This window comes from Streptomyces sp. NPDC050164 (assembly GCF_044459945.1).
Classification (GTDB): Bacteria; Actinomycetota; Actinomycetes; order Streptomycetales; family Streptomycetaceae; genus Streptomyces; species Streptomyces coeruleorubidus_A.
The window spans coordinates 74,784-93,813 of sequence record NZ_JBITJK010000036.1 but is presented as its reverse complement, the minus strand read 5'-3'; the positions used below and the strand labels follow the sequence as shown (position 1 = coordinate 93,813).

The following is a 19,030-nucleotide window of genomic DNA, read 5'->3' as shown; positions in this document are numbered from 1 at the left end:
ACGTCGACTCGGCCACCGAGCGGTGTCAGTTCTCATCGACATTTCACGGCTCGGCGATCGACAAGTGCTGCCCAAACTCGTCGACAAGTGGTGTCCGTTCCCACCTACGAAGCCACTTCCAGTTGTACGGCGCCATCACCGCCACCCAGGCCGTGCTGCCCGCGATGCGGGAGGCCGGCGCGGGCACCCTGCTCTACACCACCGGCGCCGGATCCATCCGGCCCGACCCGAGGGTCGCCAACGTCAACGCCGCCGCCGCGGCCCTGCGCAACTGGGCGATGAACCTGCACAAGGAACTGGCCGACGCAGGCACCGGCATCCAGGCCGCCCATGTCGGTATCGACGCGTCGATCGGCGTCTCCGTCGTCCCCGGGCTGGAGGCGGCCGAGCCCGAGCAGATCTCCCCCCTCTACTGGGAACTGCACACCACCAAGCGCGATCAGGCGGAGCTCGTCTTCAAGCTCTGACAGCCGGGCTCCGGGTCCGCGAACCTCATCCGTCACTCCTGTTTCAGGCCTCGGCGTTTCGGCCAACCGAAGCCGCCCCGGGGCGGCTTCAGTACCGCGTCCACCCGTTCGCGCCCTTGCCGCACCTGGGGGCGCACGCGTCCGGAATCGATCGCGTTCGATTCCCGCGCTGCGTCGTTATGCCGTGCACCGCCGAGCCATCCAGGTGCGGCACGACCCGAGGAGCGATGCGGATGACGGTCACCGACGCCTCGACCGACAACGCGAAGACGCCGCCCCCTCCACCCCCGGCCACCATCACCTTCGAGGGCAAGTTCGGCAAGAACCCGCTGGCAGACGCCGGCTTCACCGCGATGTGCCGACGTCTGCCCGCCGTGCTCGGGCACACGGCCCGGATGGCGTGGGCCGTCGACAGGACCGGCGTCGTGCTGCTCCTCGCCTGCCAGTTGCTGACCGGCGGCGCGGCCGCCGTCGTCCTCGCGTTCACCGCACAGGCGATGACCCACATCCTCGGCACCGGCACCGTGTCCGAACGCCTGCACGCCGCGCTGCCCGCCCTGATCGTCGTGACGACGGCCGCGGCCATCGGCCGAATCAGCGGCGCCCTGTCCTCGTACGCCGACGGACGCATCACCCCGCTGCTGACGACCGAAGCGGACATCGCACTGGTGACCGCCGTGTGCCGCGTGGAGTCGAGCGCCTACGGCGAGGACGGATTCGCCGACCGGCAGGAGGCCGCCGAAATCGGCGTCACCCGGACCCGGCTGATGGTGCAGGACGCCCAGCGGTTCATGTCCGCCCTCATCCGCATGATCGCCGCGAGCGGGGTCGTCACGACGCTGCACCCGCTGCTGCTGCCCCTGCTCCTGCTGGCCGTCCTCCCGGCCGGCGCCGGAGCCGTCCTGTCGGCACGCGTCGACTACGAGACCCACTACCTCAACCTCGGCGACCGCAACGTGCGCTCCATGATGCGCTGGTGGGCCACCTACTCCCGCTTCGGCGACGAGGTCCGCGCCAACGGCATGACCGGCTACCTCACCTACTGGTACCGCGCCCTGTCCGACCGGATCGACGAGCGCACCCTGACCGCTGCCCCGCGCATGCTGCGCATCACCCTCGGCACCAGCGCCCTGGGCGGGGTCTTCCTGCTGTGCACCTGGGCCACGCTGGCCTGGCTGGCCGCCACCGGCCGCATCGCCCTGCCCGTCGCGGCCACGGCCGTGGTCGCCGTCCAGACCACACTGGCCGCGCTCTCCCAGTTCGTCATCCACGGCGCCGCGATGTTCCACACCTCGCTCTACCTCGCCGACATGCGGTCCTTCCTCGACATGGCGAGTGAGCGCGCGCCCAGGCGCGGGGACCTGGCCATCCCGGAACGAGTGGACGAGATCCGCCTCGACGAGGTCGTCTACCAGTACCCCGGCAAGGAGGAACCCGCCGTCGCGGGCGTATCGCTCACGCTGCGGCGCGGCGAGATCCTGGCCGTCGTCGGCGAGAACGGCTCGGGCAAGTCGACCCTGACCAAACTCATCACCGGCATCCTGCTCGCCGACAAGGGCCGCGTCGTGTGGGACGACACCGACCTCGCCCACGCCGACCCCGACGCCGTGTGGAAACGCACCGCGCTCGTCCCGCAGAACTTCGCCGCCTGGCCCCTGCGCGCCCGCGAGAACATCACCCTCGGCCAGCCACGGACGATCGACGACGGGCCGGTGTGGGACGTCGTCGACGCCGTCGGCATGCGCGAGGCGATCGAGAAACTGCCCCAGCAGCTCGACACCCTCCTCGCCAAAGAGCTGTGGGGCGGCGCCGAGTTGTCAGGCGGGCAGTGGCAACGCCTCGCGTGCGGCCGCGCCCTCTACAGGCAGACTCCGCTCCTGATCCTGGACGAACCGACCTCGCAGATGGACGCCCGCGGCGAGCACGCCATCTTCCTGGAGATCAAGCGGATCGCCGCCGAGCGCATGACGATCGTCGTCACCCACCAGCTCGAGAACACCAAGCTCGCCGACCGCATCGTCGTCATGGACCAGGGCCGCGTCATCGAACAGGGCACGTACGAGGAACTGGCAAACGCCGGAGGTCTGTTCGCGGAACTCGTCTCCCTGTCCCAGGACCGGTGACGGACCATGAACCTCGCAACCCGACCCACACGCCCGCCTCGTCGCCGACGGCAACGGCACCACCGGCCTCGCGAACGCTCGAGCCGGTTTGCGCCAAGTAGAGGGTGAGACCGCCGACCGGCGGTCCGCCGGCAGAGGTCCTGAGACGGAGGTCCGGTGACCAAGGACCTGAACGACAAGCATGCGCCGACCCCTACAGTGCTGGACCCGGCAGCCTTCGAGCCGCTGGTGGAGCGACATTCGGTGGGCCTGCACGGCTACTTCGCGCGCCGCGCGCCGTCAGCCGCCGACGACCTGCTCGCCGAGCTGTGGCTCCAGGCGTACGCGACGCGACACGGTTTCGATCCCGACCGGGGGTCCGTACGAGCCTGGCTGTTCGGTGTGGCCAGAAACGTCCTGTCCGCGCACTGGCGGCGGCTCGCGGCATCCCGGCCGCCGGGCCCGGCGGGATCGAGCGGGACCGACGATCCCTGGGAGGCGGTCGACGACCGGCTCGTCGCCGCCGCGATGGCCCCGCGACTGCGCGCGTCCCTCGCTGAACTGCATCCGGACGAACGTGAGTTGCTGCTCCTGGTCGCCTGGGAACAGCTGACGCCGAGCGAGGCCGCGGCCGTGGTCGGCATACCCGCCGCGACGGCTCGCACCCGACTGCACCGCGCCCGCAACCGCATGCGCTCCGGCGCCTCCTGCGACCTGACAGGCGGCCCCACGTGACGGACACAGAAGGAGTGAACGGCATGAACAGCAGGAACGGAAATCACGGGATGGGCAGGATGAACGAACGCGACGACATTCTCGACTTCCCGGGCGCCGACGAACTGATAGCGGCCGGAGCCGTGGCTCCGCCCCGGGCGGACCAACTCACCGCCGCACGCGACCTGGTGGCACGCCTCGCGGAGCGCGAGACCACGAACACGCGCGCCGCCCTGGCGCATGACGCCGTGCTGCCGCCCGCCGTGGCGCGACGGGACGGTCCGACGGCATACCTGGCCCCTCCGCGGACACCACGGGTCGTCGGCCGCGCGGCGCACGGCCCGGACGGGGAGGAACCGTCGGGGACCGGGGTCCGGCGAAGCCGGGGCCCGCGCCGCCGCCGGTTGCTGGTCGCGGGTGCGGCGGTGGCGGTGCTCGCCGCGGGCACAGTCGCGTATCCGGTGCTGGACGTGGGAGGCAAGCCCGCGTCCACGGCCTCGGCGGCCACCCGGTTCCTGAACGAGATGGCGGAGGTCTCGACACAGGCCCCGACGCCCCAGGGGAAGTACTGGATGTCCCACTACCGGGCGAAGGACGGCCGGGCGACGGCCACGGTGACCGTCTACAGCGACCGGTCGGGCGCCACCTGGATTCGGCACCCCAGCGGCAAGGTGACCAGGTCGGGCCACAACATCGCCGACTGGCCCGTGGGCGACCGACGGCTGTCCTGGACCGACTTCGACCGGCTGCCCACCGACCCGGAAGCGCTGAACGCCCACTTCTCCAAGGACGCCGCACAGCGGTTCGACCAGGCCATGGCGCTGCTCGCGGAGTCCCCGGCGAGCCCCCGGCTGCGCTCCGCGCTGTTCCAGATCGTCGCGGAGACCCCTGGGGTGACCATGACCCAGAACGTCAAGGACAGCCAGGGCCGTCCGGGCACCGTGATCAACCTCCGCCGCGAGGTGGAGAATCGCAAGGAGAAGATGGGGGCGGAGCCCTCCGCCGCTTCCCGCACCTACGTGGACGGCCCCTACTACTTCATCGACCCGGGAACCAGCCGCGTACTGGAGCAGACCAGCGAACTCGGCGCCACCTCCCTCGTCCGCACGACCTACCTCAAGGTCGGATGGACCGACCGCATCGGCTGACCGGACCCGGCCCCGGCGCGCACGCCGCGCCGGGGCCGGCAGCCACGCCCATGGAGCGTGTGGCAATGCCTCTACCCGCCGCGGACCGCACGGCGGAGCTTAGTGAGGCGCTCGCGCAGGGTGCGTTCCCCGCCGTGCTGCGTGGGGCGGTAGTAGTCCTTGCCCACCAGTGCGTCCGGCGGGTACTGCTGCTCCAGGACTCCGTCGGACGTGGCGTGGGGATAGCGGTAGCCGACCGCGTTGCCCAGCTCCGCGGCGCCTGTGTAGCGGCCGTACCGCAGGTGAGCGGGCACCTCACCGACGGCGCCCGCTCGGACGTCCGCCATGGCCTCGTCGATCCCGACGATCACCGTGTTCGACTTCGGCGCCAGGGCCAGATGCACGGTGGCCTGCGCCAGGGCGAGACGGGCCTCGGGCATCCCGATCAGCTGGACCGTCTGCGCCGCGGCGACGGCCGCCTGCAGCGCTGTCGGGTCGGCCAGCCCGACGTCCTCACTGGCGTGCACCAACAGCCGCCGCGCGACGAACCGCGGGTCCTCCCCGGCCACGAGCATGCGGGCCAGGTAGTGCAGCGCGGCGTCGGGGTCCGAGCCGCGGATCGACTTGATGAACGCGCTGATGACGTCGTAGTGCTGGTCGCCCTGCCGGTCGTAGCGCACAGTGGTCTCGGCGATGGCCCGCTCCACGGCCGGCACGTCAATCACCAGGCCGCCCGTGTCAGCCACCCCGTCGGCACTCGCCTCCAGCGCGGTCAGCGCGCTACGGGCATCGCCGGCGGCAAGGCGCACCAGGGCGTCCTCGGCCTCGGCCGACAGCGAGACCGAACCGCCGAGGCCGCGCTGATCCGTCACAGCCCGCCGCAACAGCTCGTGGACCTCGTCCTCGCTCAGCGACTGGAGCTGCAACACCAGCAACCGCGAGAGCAGCGGCGACACCACCGAGAACGACGGGTTCTCCGTGGTGGCGGCAACGAGCAACACAAGCCTGTCCTCGACAGCCCCGAGCAACGCATCCTGCTGCGTCTTGGAGAAGCGGTGCACCTCGTCGATGAACAGCACGGTTTGCCGGTTGTGACGGTGGCGACGGCGCGCGTCGTTGATCACCTCGCGCAGTTCCTTGACTCCGCTGGACAGCGCCGAGAGGGCGACGAAGTGCCGGGTATCGACGGTGGCGAGCAGGCGCGCAATCGTGGTCTTCCCGGTGCCGGGCGGGCCGTAGAGCAACACCGACGCCGCCTCCCCGCCCTCGACCAGCCGTCGCAGAGGGGCGCCGGGTCGCAGCAAGTGCGTCTGGCCGACGACCTCATCGAGCGTGCGCGGCCGCATCCGCACCGCCAACGGCGCGGTGGCCCGCACGGGCTCGGCGGGCGGGGTGTCGGACAGGGTGTCGGACATCGGTAACTCGAACAGCCCCTGCTCCTCGGCAGTCATCACTGCACCCCGCCATCGGTACAGAGCACACCTTGGTGTCGGAGTCGGCCGCGAGTCCGAGGACTTCGGTCGCCTCGGTCCACCGCGGTCTGAATGATCAGCCGCGCCCCGAGACGATCGGTGGAAGATGCTCTGCTGGACACGCGTGGTGGCCCTTCCTGTGTGGGGTGGTCACTCATGAACGGACCCTACGTCTCATGAACGGACGCTATGTCCGCCGTCACACCTACGCGTACAGCGTTCCCCGGGCGACGACGACGGCGGACCCCGCCACCTGGACCGACTCGATCCGTTCCGACGTCCCCATGGCCCGAGCCTGCATCGTCGAAGGACGGCCGATCTCGACACCCTGGCGGATCTCGATCCACTCCCCGAACGGGATCAGACCGTGCCGGGCGAGGTGTACCGCGAGAGAGCCAGCGGCCGAGCCGGTGGCCGCGTCCTCCACCACGCCATAGGCGGGCGAGAACATCCGCAGCCTCCATCGCGAACCCGAACCCGCGAAGCAGTTGGCGGCCATATCGGGAAGCCTGGCGAGAATCCTCTGGTCCGGCTCCACAGCGGAGAGCGCAGCCACGCTGTCCAGGCCGACGAACACGTGCCGCGGTCCGTTGCAGTAGACCTCGACCGGCAGGGTGCAGGTGGACGCCGCCAGACCGAGACCGGCGAGCAACTCGTCCGCATGGTCGTAGAGCTCCCACGTGGGGATGGGTTGCGTCATGCGGGCCGCGCCGACCCGGCCGTCGCCGGCCCGCTCAAGACGGAACGCCACAGTGCCCATGGCGGTCTCCATCCGGATCGTCTCCGCCGCGTTCGACTCGCCGAGCACGATGGCGGTACCAAGGGTCGGATGCCCGGCGAACGGCAACTCGTTCACCGGGGTGAAGATCCGGACCCGTACGTCACCGTCGTCTTCCGCGGGGAGGACGAAAACGGTCTCCGACAGGTGCATCTCCTGCGCGATCTGCTGCATGCGCTCGGGAGAAATACCGACGGAATCCACGAAGACCGCAGTCGGGTTGCCTTCCAGCGGGACGTCGGTGAAGACGTCGGCTACCACGTACTCATATGTACCCATCGGTTTCCGTCCTCGACATCGGGTCATCGCGGCTCATCCGCTGAAGTCCAGGTCAGTGGGTGTCGAACAGGGTCTGGTATCGAGCGACTGCCTGTTCTGTTGCTGCACACTCGTCAGAGGTCGGGTCGAACGGATCGGCCGCAGGGGGAAGTGCACCAAGTTTGAGTAGCGCGGCCATGAGAAGCATGCGCGCCTTGGAAGCTGTGAGGTTGTTGCCCGAGATGAACGTCGGGTCGGTCCGGTAGGCCATGCCTCCGGTGTTGCCGCGGCCGGTGCGGACCACCGGCATACCGGCGAAGATGGCGACGCTCAATGCCGCATTCCTCGTCGGGTCGGCCATCCCGAACGGTGACATGCCTTCACATACGAAACCGGCCAGTGGCGCCGTGGCGAGATTGGCTTTGATCCGTGCGAGGATCTCCACTTCCTCGTCAGCCGTGGACGGACTGTCGGTGTCGATCCGCGTCGCCGCGTACCGGCCGTACTTGGTGATCGTGACGTGCGGCATGGCGGTGGGGACGAGCCCGTCGGTGTCCCTGATCGAAACGTCGACCAAGGACACGCCCGTGTCCAATGTGCCGGCGACGCCAGTCACCTGCTTGGGGAGCACGGTGAGGCGTAGATCCGAGCAATGTGTGTGACGACGGGCGGGGAGGTACGTGAGCTGAGGCGGGCCATAGCCACCCAGGTCGGCAACGACTCCACCATGACCACCGGTGACTTCGTAACCCCCCGGTCGGGCGTCGACCTTGGTCACGTCCCGGGCCGCGTAGACGAGTTCATCGACGATCACGCAGGCACCCACGCGGTCTTCGCCCCGTTCGTCCAGGGCGACGCCTGACGCGATGTACTTCACGCCGTCCACCACGTTGCGGTCGCCGTCGGCGCTCAACGATTGGTGACGGCGTTGAGCGGCGTGTCCGATGAGTGGCACCGTCGTATCGACCATCAGTCCGAGCCAGTACAAGGTCTCCTCGACGGTCGGACTTCCCTCGAGCCATTGAGCGCCGGCGTACTCTCCGGTAGCGAGGACAGCCTGGACCTGATTGGTCGCCTGGGCGAGGTTCGTCAGGCCGGGTTCGCGCTGCAGGTGGTACGGGTAGTAGACGAAGAAGTCCTGCCCGAGGCGTTCGGAATCGGGGTCTGCGGTGTATCCGCCCGACGGAGCGGCGCGGAAGAAGTCAAAGTCGGCGATCGACCACAGCTCGACGGGAGTTCCGTGGTCGGCAAGGCCGAACCGCTCGATCTCCTCGTAGAGGCGGCGGGCATCGGGGTAGAACGTTTGTCGAGCTGCTTCCGGTGGTGCGAACGGTGTGGTCGCGGTCTCCTCCCAAGCGGACCCATCCGCTTGTCTGGCCATGTAGGGGAGGGGATAGAGACCGTCGTCGGGATGGAGTTCGACGGCATACACCGGTGTGGCGTGGTCGTGAGGCTGCTCCTGGTGGAATGTGCCGTCCTTGTCGAGCCAGCCGTCCGGGGGAGCGTACAAGCGGGCTGCGTCTCGTTCGAGTGGGTGCGCGCTGAACGCCTCGATGTAGACCGTCACGGGTGCCGCGAGCCGCTGAGGGCGCAGGACGTCGAAGTGCGCGGGGCGCGGCGGAAGACCGTGACGTGTACGTGCCTTGTTCGATGTGATCAGGTCCGGTGTGTTGAGAATCGTCGCCGTCGGCCCGGCGAACACCGCGATCCGCGGTCGCGGTGCGCCGCCCGGAAGAATTTCACGCATCACAACGGGCGCAGGTGCTCGATCGCGACGCCGTGCCGCTCGGTCAGCCGCTGGGCGACCAACGATCGATGGCAGGCCTCAGGGTCGCGCTCGACACAGAACAGCGCTGCGGTCCCGCTGCTCGGCAGCGCCGACACGATCGGCGCGAGGTCGGCGCGGTCGAGGATCTCGCTCGTGTAGCGGCGGGTGTACTCGGCGGCGAGCTCGCGGCGCGAGCGTTTGCCGACCCCGCGGCGGTCGTCCTCGGCGTACTGGAGCTGACGTAACTCGGTTGTCGGGGCGAGTTCCCGGTGGTGCTCGTAGGCGATCCCGGCAGCGGCGAGGGCCGCCTGCAGCCGGCGTGAGTTCGCCCAGGCGTACTCGGGTCCGCGCACGCCGCGGCGCTGGCGTACGTCGAGCAGCAGGCGGACATTCGCCTGCTGCAGTCGTTGCAGGTAGGACTCGCCGTCGAAGCCATAGACGCCGATTGTTGCCACCTTGAGCACCACAGATCTCCCGTCCGCTCGATTGCTTGCCGCTGATTCGGTTCGCTGGCGCGTCACACGGCGGCAGCGATCAGGGCGGTCGTCTCCATGGGCAACTCGGCGATCCGTGCAATGTCCAGACCGGCTCGGTTCAGCAGCGCTGTGACCCGGTCGAGGGTGCGGTGCTCGCCGCCCGTTGTCATCAACAGGTGCAGATCCCAGAGGGCAGGCAGCACGGTGGAGTCCTCGTCCTCGACGAAACGATCGAGGATCAGCAGTCGCGACGAGGAGTCCGCCATGGCGCGGCGGCAGTTCTCGAAGACCTTGACGACCGCGTCGTCGTCCCAGCCGGCCAGCACTCGGCAGAGGATATAGACGTCCCCGCCCGTCGGGACGTCTTCGAACATGTCGCCCCCCACCAGGTGGACGCGGTCCAGTCCGACGGTGGCGGCCAGGTGCTCACGCGCCTTGGGCATCATGTGTTCGCGGTCGAAGAGCGTGCCTCTGGCATCTGGTGCAGCGCCGAGGATCGTGGCGAGGAGGTGCCCGCCCCCTCCGCCCACGTCCACGACCATCTTGCCGCCGGAGAAGTCGAAGATCTCCGGTACCTGGTGGAAGAACATGCTTCCGGCGTTCATGGTGTGCTGGAACCGCCTGGCGGTGGCCGCGTCCTGACTGAGATAGTCGTAAAACGACTGGCCGTAGGCGACTTCGAAACCCGAGCTTGCCGTACTGATGGCGTGGTGGGCGTGACCCCAGGCGGAGTAGAACTCCTCGCCGTAGAGCAGGCACATGTCGCGCAGCGACTGAGGGCCGTCGAGCAGCGCTGCGCTCACCTGGGTACTCCGGTAGCCGGTCGACTCGCTGCCCTCGAATATGCCCATGGCCACCAGGAGGCGCATCAGGCGGTGAAGGCCCTTCTCATTGGCCCCCGTCGATTTGGCGAGTTCGCCGCAGGTGGTCCGGCCGGCCTCTATATGGTCCGGCAGTCTGAGTTTGACCGCGGTGTACAGGGCCTGCGCCCTCCACCCGCCGGTGATGATGTCGACCACCTCTCGAGTGGCCTGCACGTCGACTGTCATTGAGTCCTCCCCATCCTTCGCATGAGCACCCGGGCCCCCGAGGACCTCCCGGTGTGAAGCGGAACCATCGGACAGCCCCACCACACACCGGGAGATCCCCACCCTTCACCCGTCAGCCGGCCGTGGCGCCTCGACAGGTCACGGCGGCGGGTGGTGGGGGGCGTACTGCTTCACGATCCACCGGCAGATCACCTCCACGACGTAGGCCCGCTCGGCGTCGTCGAGTGCGTGCCCGGCGGGGATGCCGTGCCAGCGCGCGAGGCAGGTGCGGCAGCACGTCGCGGTGGCGTGCTGGGCGACGAAGACGGGATGTCCGCGGTAGGGCGTCTGACGGCCGTCGTTGCGCGGTTCTGCAGGGGCCAACCTGCGACCGATCAGATCCTCGGCGTGCCTGCGGACGGTCATGATCCCGCGCAAGTCGACCACCGCACGGTCCCTTCCGCGCAGCCGAAACTTCGCGCGGAAGGGGTGCCGCCCGATCCGGTCCAACCTGTCATCCAACTCGTCCGTCATCGGTTCTGGGCTGGTTCGAACGCGGTAGCCCGTGGTCGATCAGGACCGCTGCTGGCTGATGTTGACCATCCAGGTGATCCCGAACTGGTCCACGAGCGAGCCGGCCTCGTCACCCCACGCCTGCTTCTCCAGAGGCATCGTCACGATGCCGCCGGCGGACAGCTTCTCGAAGTAGTCGCGGAGTTTGGCGTCGTCGCCGCCGAGGTAAAGCGCGACGTTGTTGCCCGGGTTGAAGGGCACCTCCTGCGGGACGTCCCACGCCATCACCGTGTAGCCGTCCGGGGTGCTGAGCATGGCGTGCATGATCTTGTCGGCGTTGGGCGCGTCCGGTGAACCGAACTCGCCGACCGTGCCCATCTCCAGCTTGCCGCCGAGGACTTCCTGGTAGAACTCCATGGCCTGCCGTGCGTTGCCGTTGAAGGCGATGTACGGGTTGAGCTGAGATCCCATCTGATGCTCCTTGCTGAGAGTGCGGACAACTTGAACCTAGCAACGGGCACTGACAAACCGTCCGAGCCCTGGGAGGAAGTCCCTACGTGGGGATCCCGCCGCGCTTGATCTGCGGCACCTCGATACCCAACGCGCGCAACTGCTGGAACGGGTTCATGAACTCGCGGTTCTGCTTGATTTTCCCGTTCTCGAGCAGGAACGAGTGTATGAAGTGGTTCTGGTAGTAGCCGGGCGGGTAGTCCGGGTACCGGATCTCGCCCTTTCCGTCACACTCGACCCAGAACCTGTTGGGGTCTTGTGTCTCGAAGATCTCGACGTTGACCCATTCCCAGTCGGGGAACATGCGCAACGACCACTCGCCGTGCGCCTTGAGCTTTTCGTGACCCTGCGAGACGACAGGTTCGCCGGTGTCAGTGGTGTACAGGCCGGCGCTGCCGTCCTCGGTGAAGAGGAGATACCGTGTCAAGCGGTTCTCGCCCTTTCGGCTCATGTAATCCGCGACGACCTCACGGTGCCGGCGGCGGAGTTCGGCGTCGGTGTCGAATCCCTCGGGCTGCGCGGTGGTGTCTGCCATCTTGAATCCCCCTACTCCAATGATGTGACCGCCCGGTCGTGGCCTGTTTTCGGTGCTTGTCGCACGGCCCTGCGCCGCCGCCCTTGGTCGGATGAAGCCCCCGGAACACGGGCGGCGGCAGAGTTTCAGGACCGCGTGGCGACCGCTTCTACCTCGAACAGGATGTCGGGCATGGCCAAGCCGGCGACCCCGATGACGGTTTGCGTGGGCGGCTTCTCCGCGCCGCCGCTCGCCACGGCCTGGCCGATTGCCTTGAGCTTGTCGAAGTCGGGGTTCACCACATACGTCCTGAGCTGGACGACGTCGGTGAGGTCAAGCCCGTGGGCCGCAAGGGCCGTGCCGAGGTTGCTGAACGCTTGCTGCACCTGCTCGTTGAAGTCGTTCGAGACGACCATGCCGTCCGGGCCCGATCCGTACTGACCCGAGACGAACACCAGCTCCGCGCCGGCCGGGACGGAGGCGGTGTGGCTGTAGCCGAACGGGCTGGGGTCGTGCAAACCGTCTGGATTGACGATCGTGTGTGACACGTGGATTACCTCTTCTGTGAGATGCGTGTTTCTTGTAACTGGCACTCAGTGCAGACGGAGCTCGGGGCGGTAAATGTCCAACCAGGTGCTCAGATCGAGTACTCGCTCCATGCCGTTGCGGACATCGATGGGCATCGCGTCCGAGTCTCGCCGCGCAATTTCTTCCAGCCAGCTACGGTCGACCAGATCGAACACCGGATCATCGGTCGAGAGTAGTTCCTTGCACTGTTGTAGCAGAGCACCGGTGTACAGCGGATCGAGAGTGGCCGGATAGGGAGCCTTGGCTCGATTCAGCACCGACTGCGGCAACAGGTCGGCAGTCGCGGCGCGGAGCAGGCTCTTCTCCCTGCCGTCGAAGGTCTTCAATGACCACGGCGTGTTGTAGACATACTCCACGAGCCGGTGGTCGCAGAAGGGGACCCGGACCTCCAGTCCGACGGCCATGCTTATCCGGTCCTTGCGCTCCAGGAGCATGCGGACGAAACGGGTCAGGTGCAGGTAACACATCACCCGCATCCGCATCTCGTGGTCGCTCTCACCGTCGGCCCGCTCGACCTCGGCAACCGCGTCGGCGTAGCGGTCGCGAATATACGTGGGCAGGTCCAGTGCAGCCGTGATATCGGCATTGAACCGATCGGACACTTGGGCCCGCGCGCCGCTGACAAAGACGGCCATCCAGGGAAAGGTGTCCGCCGCCTGTGCCTCCGGCTGGTGGAACCACCTGTATCCGCCGAAGACCTCGTCGGCGGACTCCCCGGACAGGGCGACCGTGGAATGCTCACGAATGGCTTGAAACAGCAAGTACAGCGAGGCATCCATGTCACCGAGGCTGAGCGGACTGTCCCGCGCGGTGATGACCGCACGGCGCACCCCCGGGTCGGCAATCGCGGCATGGTTGAGCACGATGGCCTCATGCTGCGAGCCGACGTGCGTGGCCACCTCACGCGCGTAGGGGGCGTCCGTGGTGGGGCGCAGGTCGTCGGCGACGAAATCGTCCTCCCGCCCGACGAAATCCACTGCGAAGCTGCGCACCTTCTCGCCGGGCTCGCCGTGCTCGCCGGGCCTGCCGAGCTTGGCGGCAGCCAGTGCGGTGATCACGCTGGAGTCCAGCCCACCGGAAAGCAGTGTGCAGCGCGGCACGTCGGAGACCAACTGACGGCCCACGATGTCCTCGAGCAGCGTGCGCACGGTGGCGATGGTGGTCTGCCGGTCATCGGTGTGAGGGCGGGTCGGCAGGGTCCAGTAACGGCGTTCACGCAGGCCGGCGCGGTCGACGGTGACCACGCCACCCGGTACCACCTCGCGCATCCCGCACCACACCGCAGCCCCTGGCGTCTGGGTGAAGCTGACCAGCTCACGCAGTCCGTCGAGGTCGACCGCCCGGTCCGCCAGCGGGTTGGCGAGGATCGCCTTCGGCTCGGAGCCGAACAGCACCCCGTCATCGGTACTGGAGAAATAGAGCGGCTTGACGCCCAACCGGTCGCGGATCATCACGAGCTTGTCGGTCCTGGCATCCCAGACGGCGAAGGCGTACATGCCGTTGAGCCGTTCGGCGACTGCTTCCCCCCACTCCAGGTAGCCATGAAGCACCACCTCGGTATCGCTGCGGGTCCGGAACCGATGGCCTCGACGGAGTAACTCGCTGCGGAGCTCAGGGAAGTTGTAGACCTCACCGCTGTAGGTGATCGTCACCGCACCGTCGTCGGTGTCCACCCACATGGGCTGGTTGCCGCCTTCGATGTCGATGACGGCCAGCCTTCGATGGCCGAGCGCCGCGTGCCGGTCAAGCCGGGTGCCCTCGGCGTCCGGTCCCCGGCAGGCCATGGTCGCTGTCATCGCGTCCAGGTCCGCGCGGTGCTGAGTCAGATCCCGATCGAACGAGACCCATCCCGCAATTCCACACATCGATTCGCCTTCTTCCTCTCGCGTGCACGGTCCAGGGCGCGGTCACGGTTGGAGCCGGCCGGCACGCCAGCCGGGGCCGTCACGCTCGTACCGCAGCCTCTGGTGCAACCGGTCCGGGTCGGCCTGCCAGAACTCGACCGACGCGGGCTGAAGCAGATAGCCCAGCCAGACGGCCGGGCGAGGCAGCGCCAAGCCGTCGCGGCCCAGTTCCCGGGCCTGCTTCCGTAACGCGTCCTCGTCCGGCAGTGGCGCGCTCTGATGCGAAGCCACCGACATCGGGTGCGTGCCGACCGGCCGGGCGGCCCACAGGGCATCGGATTCCTCGTCGGGCAACGGATGGGTCGGGCCGGACACGATCACCTGGCGGCCGGCCTCGCGCCAGTAGAGGACGCCTGATGCCCAGCCCGTCTCGGCCAGTTCTCGGCCCTTGCGGCTGTTGGCGTGGCTGGCGAACACCAAACCGGTATCGCGAACCGCGAGCACCTGCACGATCCGGTTGGAGGCATGACCGCGGGCATCGGCGGAGGCCAGTGCCAGCGCGCCCGGCTCGCGGACGGCGTTCGCGACCGCGCTGTCGAACCAGGCCTTGAGCAGGCCCATCGGTTCGGCGGGCGGGGTGGAGAACTCGTCGGCACCCGGCGGTTGGGTCGATGCGCTCACGACGACTTCCTGACCGGTTCGAAGGCCAGGCCGCGATCGGCCAGTTGGCCGGAGTGGACGCCTTCGACGATGGCCTCGACGTCGGTCGCCATTCGGTGAGTCGGCGGGTATCCGATGAGCTCGGTGGCCCGGTTCGGCGGCATCGGTGCCGTCAGGTCGGCTGTGGACTCCCACAGCATCACCGCGCCCCAGCGGTTGGTCTCCCGGTCGGAGATCCAGAACTTCAACCGCAGCCCCTGAATCTGCGCCCACGGCTCCACGCCTTCTTCTCGCAGGTAGACGCGTAGGGAGTCGATGGTCTGGTCGGACCCGGCAAGGTCCCACCAGGAGATGGTGGCTTTCATGCGTTCAGTACCTCCTCGGTCTCCGTCAGCGGCGCCAGCAGCTCTCCCAGGAGGCGCTCCCCGTCCTGGGTGAGCACCGATTCGAGGTGGAACTGCACCGAGCTGAAGTGCGGCCCGCGCAGGGCATGTACCTCGCCCGTGTCGGCGTCCAGGCTGACCTTCACCTCGCCGACGCCAGGCACCTCCAACTGCTCGGCTCGCCCGCAGGCCACGTAAGAGTTGTAGAAGCCCACCCGTTCCCGCGAGCCGAACAGGTCGATCTCGCGCTGGGTGCCCTGGTTCGGGACCTCCCGGCGCCTCAGCCCGAGCCCGAGGTGCCGGCACAGCAACTGATGGCTCAGGCACACGGCCAGAAAGGGGGTGCGCCGGGACAGCAAGTGCTCGATCGCCGAGGTGAGGTGCGCCATCCTGGGATGGTCGGCCTCTCGCGGGTCACCGGGACCGGGGCCCAGAACGACGAGATCGTGGTCGTCGAAGCGGTGGACCGCGTCGAAGCGGGTGAGCTCCACCGTCAGCCCGATGGCGCGCAGTTGGTGGGCCAGCATCGCGCTGAAGGTGTCCTCGGCATCAATGATCAGCGCCCGGCGGCCGGCCAGCACCGGCTGCGGTTGTGCTCGCGAGTCGGCGTCGCTGAGCCAGAAGCGCGCGATCGTCGCGTTGCGCCTCCCCAGGGCTTCCTGGACCACCGGGTGCTCGTCGAGCCGCTCGTCGGCGCCCAGCGCCGAAAGCAGGCCCGCGGCCTTGGTGCGGGTCTCGGCGACCTCGGCGTCGGGGTCGGAGTGCCGGACCAGCGTTGCGCCCACCCCCACCTCGACGTGACCGCTGTCGTCGAGGTCCGAGGTACTGATGTCGGCGGTGCGGATGAGGATGGCGGAGTCCAGGGTGCGCGCGCCGCCGGCGTCCCGGCCGATGAGGGCCGCGACGCCCCCGTAGTAGCCGCGGCCGCGCGGCTCGTAGCGGGCGATCACCCGGCAGGCGTTCTCCAGCGGGCTGCCGGTCACTGTGGGGGCGAACATCGTTTCCCGCAGGATGTCCCGGGGATCGAGGTCGCTGCGCCCCTCGATGATGTACTCGGTGTGCGCAAGCCAGGCCATTTCCCGCAGGAACGGGCCCACCACTCGGCCTCCGCCCTGGCAGACCCGGGCCATCATTTTCAGTTCCTCGTCCAAGACCATGTACAACTCGTCGGTCTCTTTGCCGTCGGTGAGGAAGTCCATGACCTCCGACAGCACCGGTCCTGTCGGCGGGTAGCGGTAGGTGCCGCTGATCGGGGTCATCGCCGCGACGCCGTCTCGCAGGCTGACGTGGCGCTCCGGTGTGGCGCCGACGAAGGTCCGAGTGCCGGTGTGCACGAGGAAGGTCCAGTAGGCGCCGGTCTCCCGGGTGAGCAACCGGCGGAACAGGCTCAGTGCGCTGCGCGTGGAATATCCGGTGATGGTGGCGACGAACGAGCGCTTGATGACGAAGTTCGAGCCCTCTCCGGTGCCTATCTCGTTGTCGAGCACCGCGCGAACCGTGTCGGCGTAGGCGTCGTCCTCGGTGTCGAAACGCCCACCGGTCAGGGCGATCGGCTCGTCCGGCAGGCATCTCAGCGCCTCGGACGTGGCGATGCGACCCTGGTCGGTCACCGACATCGCGAGCAGCGGTGAACCGTCCTCGGCGGCGGCGAAGCCGCGCTCGGTGATCTGCTGGTGCGGCACCAGGACCAGCGCTTCCTGCCGGGCCTCGCCGGGCCGCCCGGTCCGGTCGGCCAGCGGGATGTCGGCGAGCCGGGCCGGGGTGCTGACCTGGCCCAGCAGGATCTCCATTCGGTCCGGGCCGAGGGTCTCGGGGCGGTGCAAGAGGGCGAAGGCGCCGGGGTTGGGTCCCAGCACGTGATCGAGTAAGTGAGGGGAGTTCATCGGAAGACCTCCTCGGTGGTGGTGACCACCGAGCAGCGAGCGGCCGCGTAGTCCAGGGCCAGCCGGTGGTACTCGGCGGAGAAGTCGCCAACGGCGTCGGCGACCAGGAACGGCTGGATGTCGTTGGTGAACGCCTCGATGGCCGTCACCAGTACGCCGACGTGCGCGTACACGCCGCAGATGATCAGCTGGTCGCGGTCCTGGTCGCGCATCCGCGCCAGCAGTTCCGAGCGGAAGAACGCGCTGTAGCGCCACTTGGTGAGCACCCGGTCCGCCGGCCGGGGTGCGAGCTCCTCGACGACCAGACGATCGAGGGGGTCCACCCTCATGCCCGGACCCCAGAAGTCCTTCAGCAGGCCGCGTTCCTGCTCCGTCATGCCACCGGGTTGCGCGGTGTAGAACACCGGGACCTCGAGCGCGGCGCAGCGCTCCCGCAGCAGCGCACAGTGACGTACCAGCGGGTCACGCACCGACGAGGGAAACGGTGCGAGGAAATAGCGCTGCATGTCGTGCACGAGCAGCACCGCCCGGCGCGAGTCGAGGGTCCACTGCGCGGTGTTGACGGGCAGTTCGCCCTTCGTCGGCAGTGGGTAGCCTGGGATCGGCGCTATGCCCGGCACGGTTCTCCCTCGGCCCGGTTCGTCATCATCTGCGCCTGCCAGGCCGAGACCACCGATACCGCCTGGCGGGGGTTGAGTCGCGGGTCGCACAACGTCGTGTACTTCTCACCGATCCGGTCGGTGCCGTAGTGGGCGTCGACGCATTCGGTCACCGCATCGGGGGTGGTCTCCAGATGTATCCCGCCCGGTATTCCGCCGGCTGTGCGAACCGCGACCTGGAACGCGGTGACCTCCCGGATGATCGTCTCCACGACTCGGGTCTTGCGTCCCTCGGCGGTGGTCACCGTGTTGGCGTGCATGGGGTCGACCAGCCAGATCACCGGGTGTCCGGCGGCGCGCACGGCCCGGACCAACGGCGGCAGCAGATCCATGGTCGCCTCAGCACCCATCCGAGCGATCAAGGTAAGTCGGCCCGGCTCCCGTCCAGGGTCGAGCCGCGCGCACAGCCCGAGCAGATCGGGGACGGTCATTCGCGGCCCGACCTTGCAAGCAACCGGGTTGACCACATCTGCCAACAGCGCGACGTGGGCCCCCTCGAGCTGGCGGGTTCGCTCGCCGATCCACGGCCAATGAGTGGAAGTGAGCGCGAGGCGACCCTCCCGGTCCCGACGCAGCATGGGGATCTCGTAGTCGAGCAGCAGAGCCTCGTGGCTGGTCCACACGGCCGGCTCGATGCGCGCCCGCGGCGTCGGGGTGAGGTTGGCCATGAGCTGGCTCGCCGCCCGGTAGCCCGCCAAGAGGCGCCGGGGATCGGCCCGCCGCGCTTCCGGGTCCGGCTCCGGACCGTTCACCATGTGCCCCCGGTACACCGGGATCTCGACGCCGTCGACCCACTCGGTGTGCGCCGACCGTGGCTTGGCGTACTGGCCTCCGATCCGGCCCACCCGCACCACCGGCTGATGAGTAATCGCGTTCATGACGCCGGCGAGCACGTTGAGGAGTCCCGCCTTCCGCTCCACGTCACCCGCGGTGCATTCCGCGGGATCCTCCGCGCAGTCACCCCCCTGCACCACCTGCGCCTGCCCGGCGGCAACCCCGGCGAGCAACTCCCGGAGCCTGCTCAGCGATTCGGCCTCCACGAGCGGGGGAAGGGCCGCCAGCACATCCCGGACCTGCTCGACCTGTGCCGGGTCCTCCCACTGAGGCTGCTGCCGCGCCACCGGGGCCCGCGAAACTTCCAGCGAGGTGACGTTCAAGTTCTCTCCAAACCTCGGACATGTCGGCAACTCGCTATTCGCGCATCAACCGATGACCGGCCACCGATGGCCGGTGGCGGAGTGACTCCCGTCTGTGCAGTCGGCTCGCCGACCAGTCGCTGAGCTTGA

The 19,030-nt window shown here is 68.4% G+C and carries 19 protein-coding genes; 4 read left to right on the top strand and 15 right to left on the bottom strand.

Translation table 11 applies throughout. The features are described 5' to 3' along the window. The first annotated feature begins 122 nt into the window (after positions 1 to 122). The 4 genes from ACIBNA_RS34915 (at position 123) to ACIBNA_RS34900 (ending at position 4,431) form a co-directional block, all read left to right on the top strand. Complete coding sequence (locus ACIBNA_RS34915) at positions 123 to 467, top strand: hypothetical protein (protein WP_399169191.1); 345 nt, start codon at positions 123 to 125, stop codon at positions 465 to 467. A gap of 233 nt (positions 468 to 700) precedes the next feature. After that, positions 701 to 2,590, top strand: a complete 1,890-nt coding sequence (locus ACIBNA_RS34910) for an ATP-binding cassette domain-containing protein (protein ID WP_399169190.1) — start codon at positions 701 to 703, stop codon at positions 2,588 to 2,590. A 156-nt stretch (positions 2,591 to 2,746) separates the two neighbouring features. Further along, positions 2,747 to 3,304 (top strand): RNA polymerase sigma factor, encoded by a 558-nt coding sequence (locus ACIBNA_RS34905; RefSeq protein ID WP_399169189.1) that lies wholly within the window; start codon positions 2,747 to 2,749, stop codon positions 3,302 to 3,304. Between the two features lie 23 nt (positions 3,305 to 3,327). Beyond that, entirely contained in the window at positions 3,328 to 4,431 is a 1,104-nt protein-coding gene (locus ACIBNA_RS34900; protein WP_399169188.1) for a hypothetical protein, read from the top strand. 71 nt (positions 4,432 to 4,502) lie between these two features. Here ACIBNA_RS34900 and ACIBNA_RS34895 read toward each other — a convergent pair whose 3' ends face one another. From ACIBNA_RS34895 to ACIBNA_RS34825, 15 genes are all read right to left on the bottom strand, one after another. Further along, a complete protein-coding gene (locus ACIBNA_RS34895) occupies positions 4,503 to 5,861 on the bottom strand; it encodes a replication-associated recombination protein A (protein ID WP_399169187.1) in 1,359 nt (452 codons plus the stop codon). 226 nt (positions 5,862 to 6,087) lie between these two features. Next, positions 6,088 to 6,939 (bottom strand): PhzF family phenazine biosynthesis protein, encoded by an 852-nt coding sequence (locus ACIBNA_RS34890; protein ID WP_399169186.1) that lies wholly within the window; start codon positions 6,937 to 6,939, stop codon positions 6,088 to 6,090. Between the two features lie 52 nt (positions 6,940 to 6,991). Beyond that, on the bottom strand, positions 6,992 to 8,665 hold the full coding sequence (locus tag ACIBNA_RS34885; protein ID WP_399169185.1) for an asparaginase domain-containing protein: 1,674 nt from the start codon (positions 8,663 to 8,665) through the stop codon (positions 6,992 to 6,994). Then, on the bottom strand, positions 8,665 to 9,141 hold the full coding sequence (locus tag ACIBNA_RS34880; protein WP_399169184.1) for a DUF488 family protein: 477 nt from the start codon (positions 9,139 to 9,141) through the stop codon (positions 8,665 to 8,667). The genes ACIBNA_RS34885 and ACIBNA_RS34880 overlap by 1 nt, the downstream gene beginning before the upstream one ends. A 62-nt stretch (positions 9,142 to 9,203) precedes the next feature. Continuing rightward, positions 9,204 to 10,211: a methyltransferase gene (locus ACIBNA_RS34875; RefSeq protein ID WP_399169183.1), complete on the bottom strand. Its 1,008-nt coding sequence runs from the start codon at positions 10,209 to 10,211 to the stop codon at positions 9,204 to 9,206. A 138-nt stretch (positions 10,212 to 10,349) separates the two neighbouring features. Then, entirely contained in the window at positions 10,350 to 10,724 is a 375-nt protein-coding gene (locus tag ACIBNA_RS34870) for a DUF4186 domain-containing protein (protein ID WP_274814542.1), read from the bottom strand. A gap of 39 nt (positions 10,725 to 10,763) precedes the next feature. Beyond that, entirely contained in the window at positions 10,764 to 11,174 is a 411-nt protein-coding gene (locus ACIBNA_RS34865; RefSeq protein ID WP_399169182.1) for a VOC family protein, read from the bottom strand. Positions 11,175 to 11,256: 82 nt separating this feature from the next. Continuing rightward, positions 11,257 to 11,748: a PhzA/PhzB family protein gene (locus ACIBNA_RS34860; RefSeq protein ID WP_399169181.1), complete on the bottom strand. Its 492-nt coding sequence runs from the start codon at positions 11,746 to 11,748 to the stop codon at positions 11,257 to 11,259. Between the two features lie 125 nt (positions 11,749 to 11,873). Then, on the bottom strand, positions 11,874 to 12,275 hold the full coding sequence (locus ACIBNA_RS34855; RefSeq protein WP_399169180.1) for a RidA family protein: 402 nt from the start codon (positions 12,273 to 12,275) through the stop codon (positions 11,874 to 11,876). A 45-nt stretch (positions 12,276 to 12,320) separates the two neighbouring features. Then, the gene (asnB, locus tag ACIBNA_RS34850; RefSeq protein ID WP_399169179.1) at positions 12,321 to 14,180 is read right to left on the bottom strand and encodes an asparagine synthase (glutamine-hydrolyzing); all 1,860 of its coding nucleotides are present in this window, start codon (positions 14,178 to 14,180) and stop codon (positions 12,321 to 12,323) included. Between the two features lie 42 nt (positions 14,181 to 14,222). Further along, a complete protein-coding gene (phzG, locus tag ACIBNA_RS34845; RefSeq protein ID WP_399169177.1) occupies positions 14,223 to 14,840 on the bottom strand; it encodes a phenazine biosynthesis FMN-dependent oxidase PhzG in 618 nt (205 codons plus the stop codon). Next, positions 14,837 to 15,184, bottom strand: a complete 348-nt coding sequence (locus tag ACIBNA_RS34840; RefSeq protein WP_399169176.1) for a hypothetical protein — start codon at positions 15,182 to 15,184, stop codon at positions 14,837 to 14,839. Before ACIBNA_RS34840 ends, phzG begins: the two co-directional genes overlap by 4 nt. Further along, positions 15,181 to 17,085: an anthranilate synthase family protein gene (locus ACIBNA_RS34835; RefSeq protein WP_399169175.1), complete on the bottom strand. Its 1,905-nt coding sequence runs from the start codon at positions 17,083 to 17,085 to the stop codon at positions 15,181 to 15,183. Before ACIBNA_RS34835 ends, ACIBNA_RS34840 begins: the two co-directional genes overlap by 4 nt. Then, positions 17,082 to 17,705 (bottom strand): isochorismatase family protein, encoded by a 624-nt coding sequence (locus ACIBNA_RS34830; RefSeq protein ID WP_399169174.1) that lies wholly within the window; start codon positions 17,703 to 17,705, stop codon positions 17,082 to 17,084. The genes ACIBNA_RS34835 and ACIBNA_RS34830 overlap by 4 nt, the downstream gene beginning before the upstream one ends. Further along, positions 17,693 to 18,901 carry a 3-deoxy-7-phosphoheptulonate synthase gene (locus tag ACIBNA_RS34825; protein ID WP_399169173.1) on the bottom strand — a complete coding sequence of 403 codons (1,209 nt, stop codon included), beginning with the start codon at positions 18,899 to 18,901 and terminating at the stop codon, positions 17,693 to 17,695. Before ACIBNA_RS34825 ends, ACIBNA_RS34830 begins: the two co-directional genes overlap by 13 nt. Positions 18,902 to 19,030: the final 129 nt, after the last annotated feature.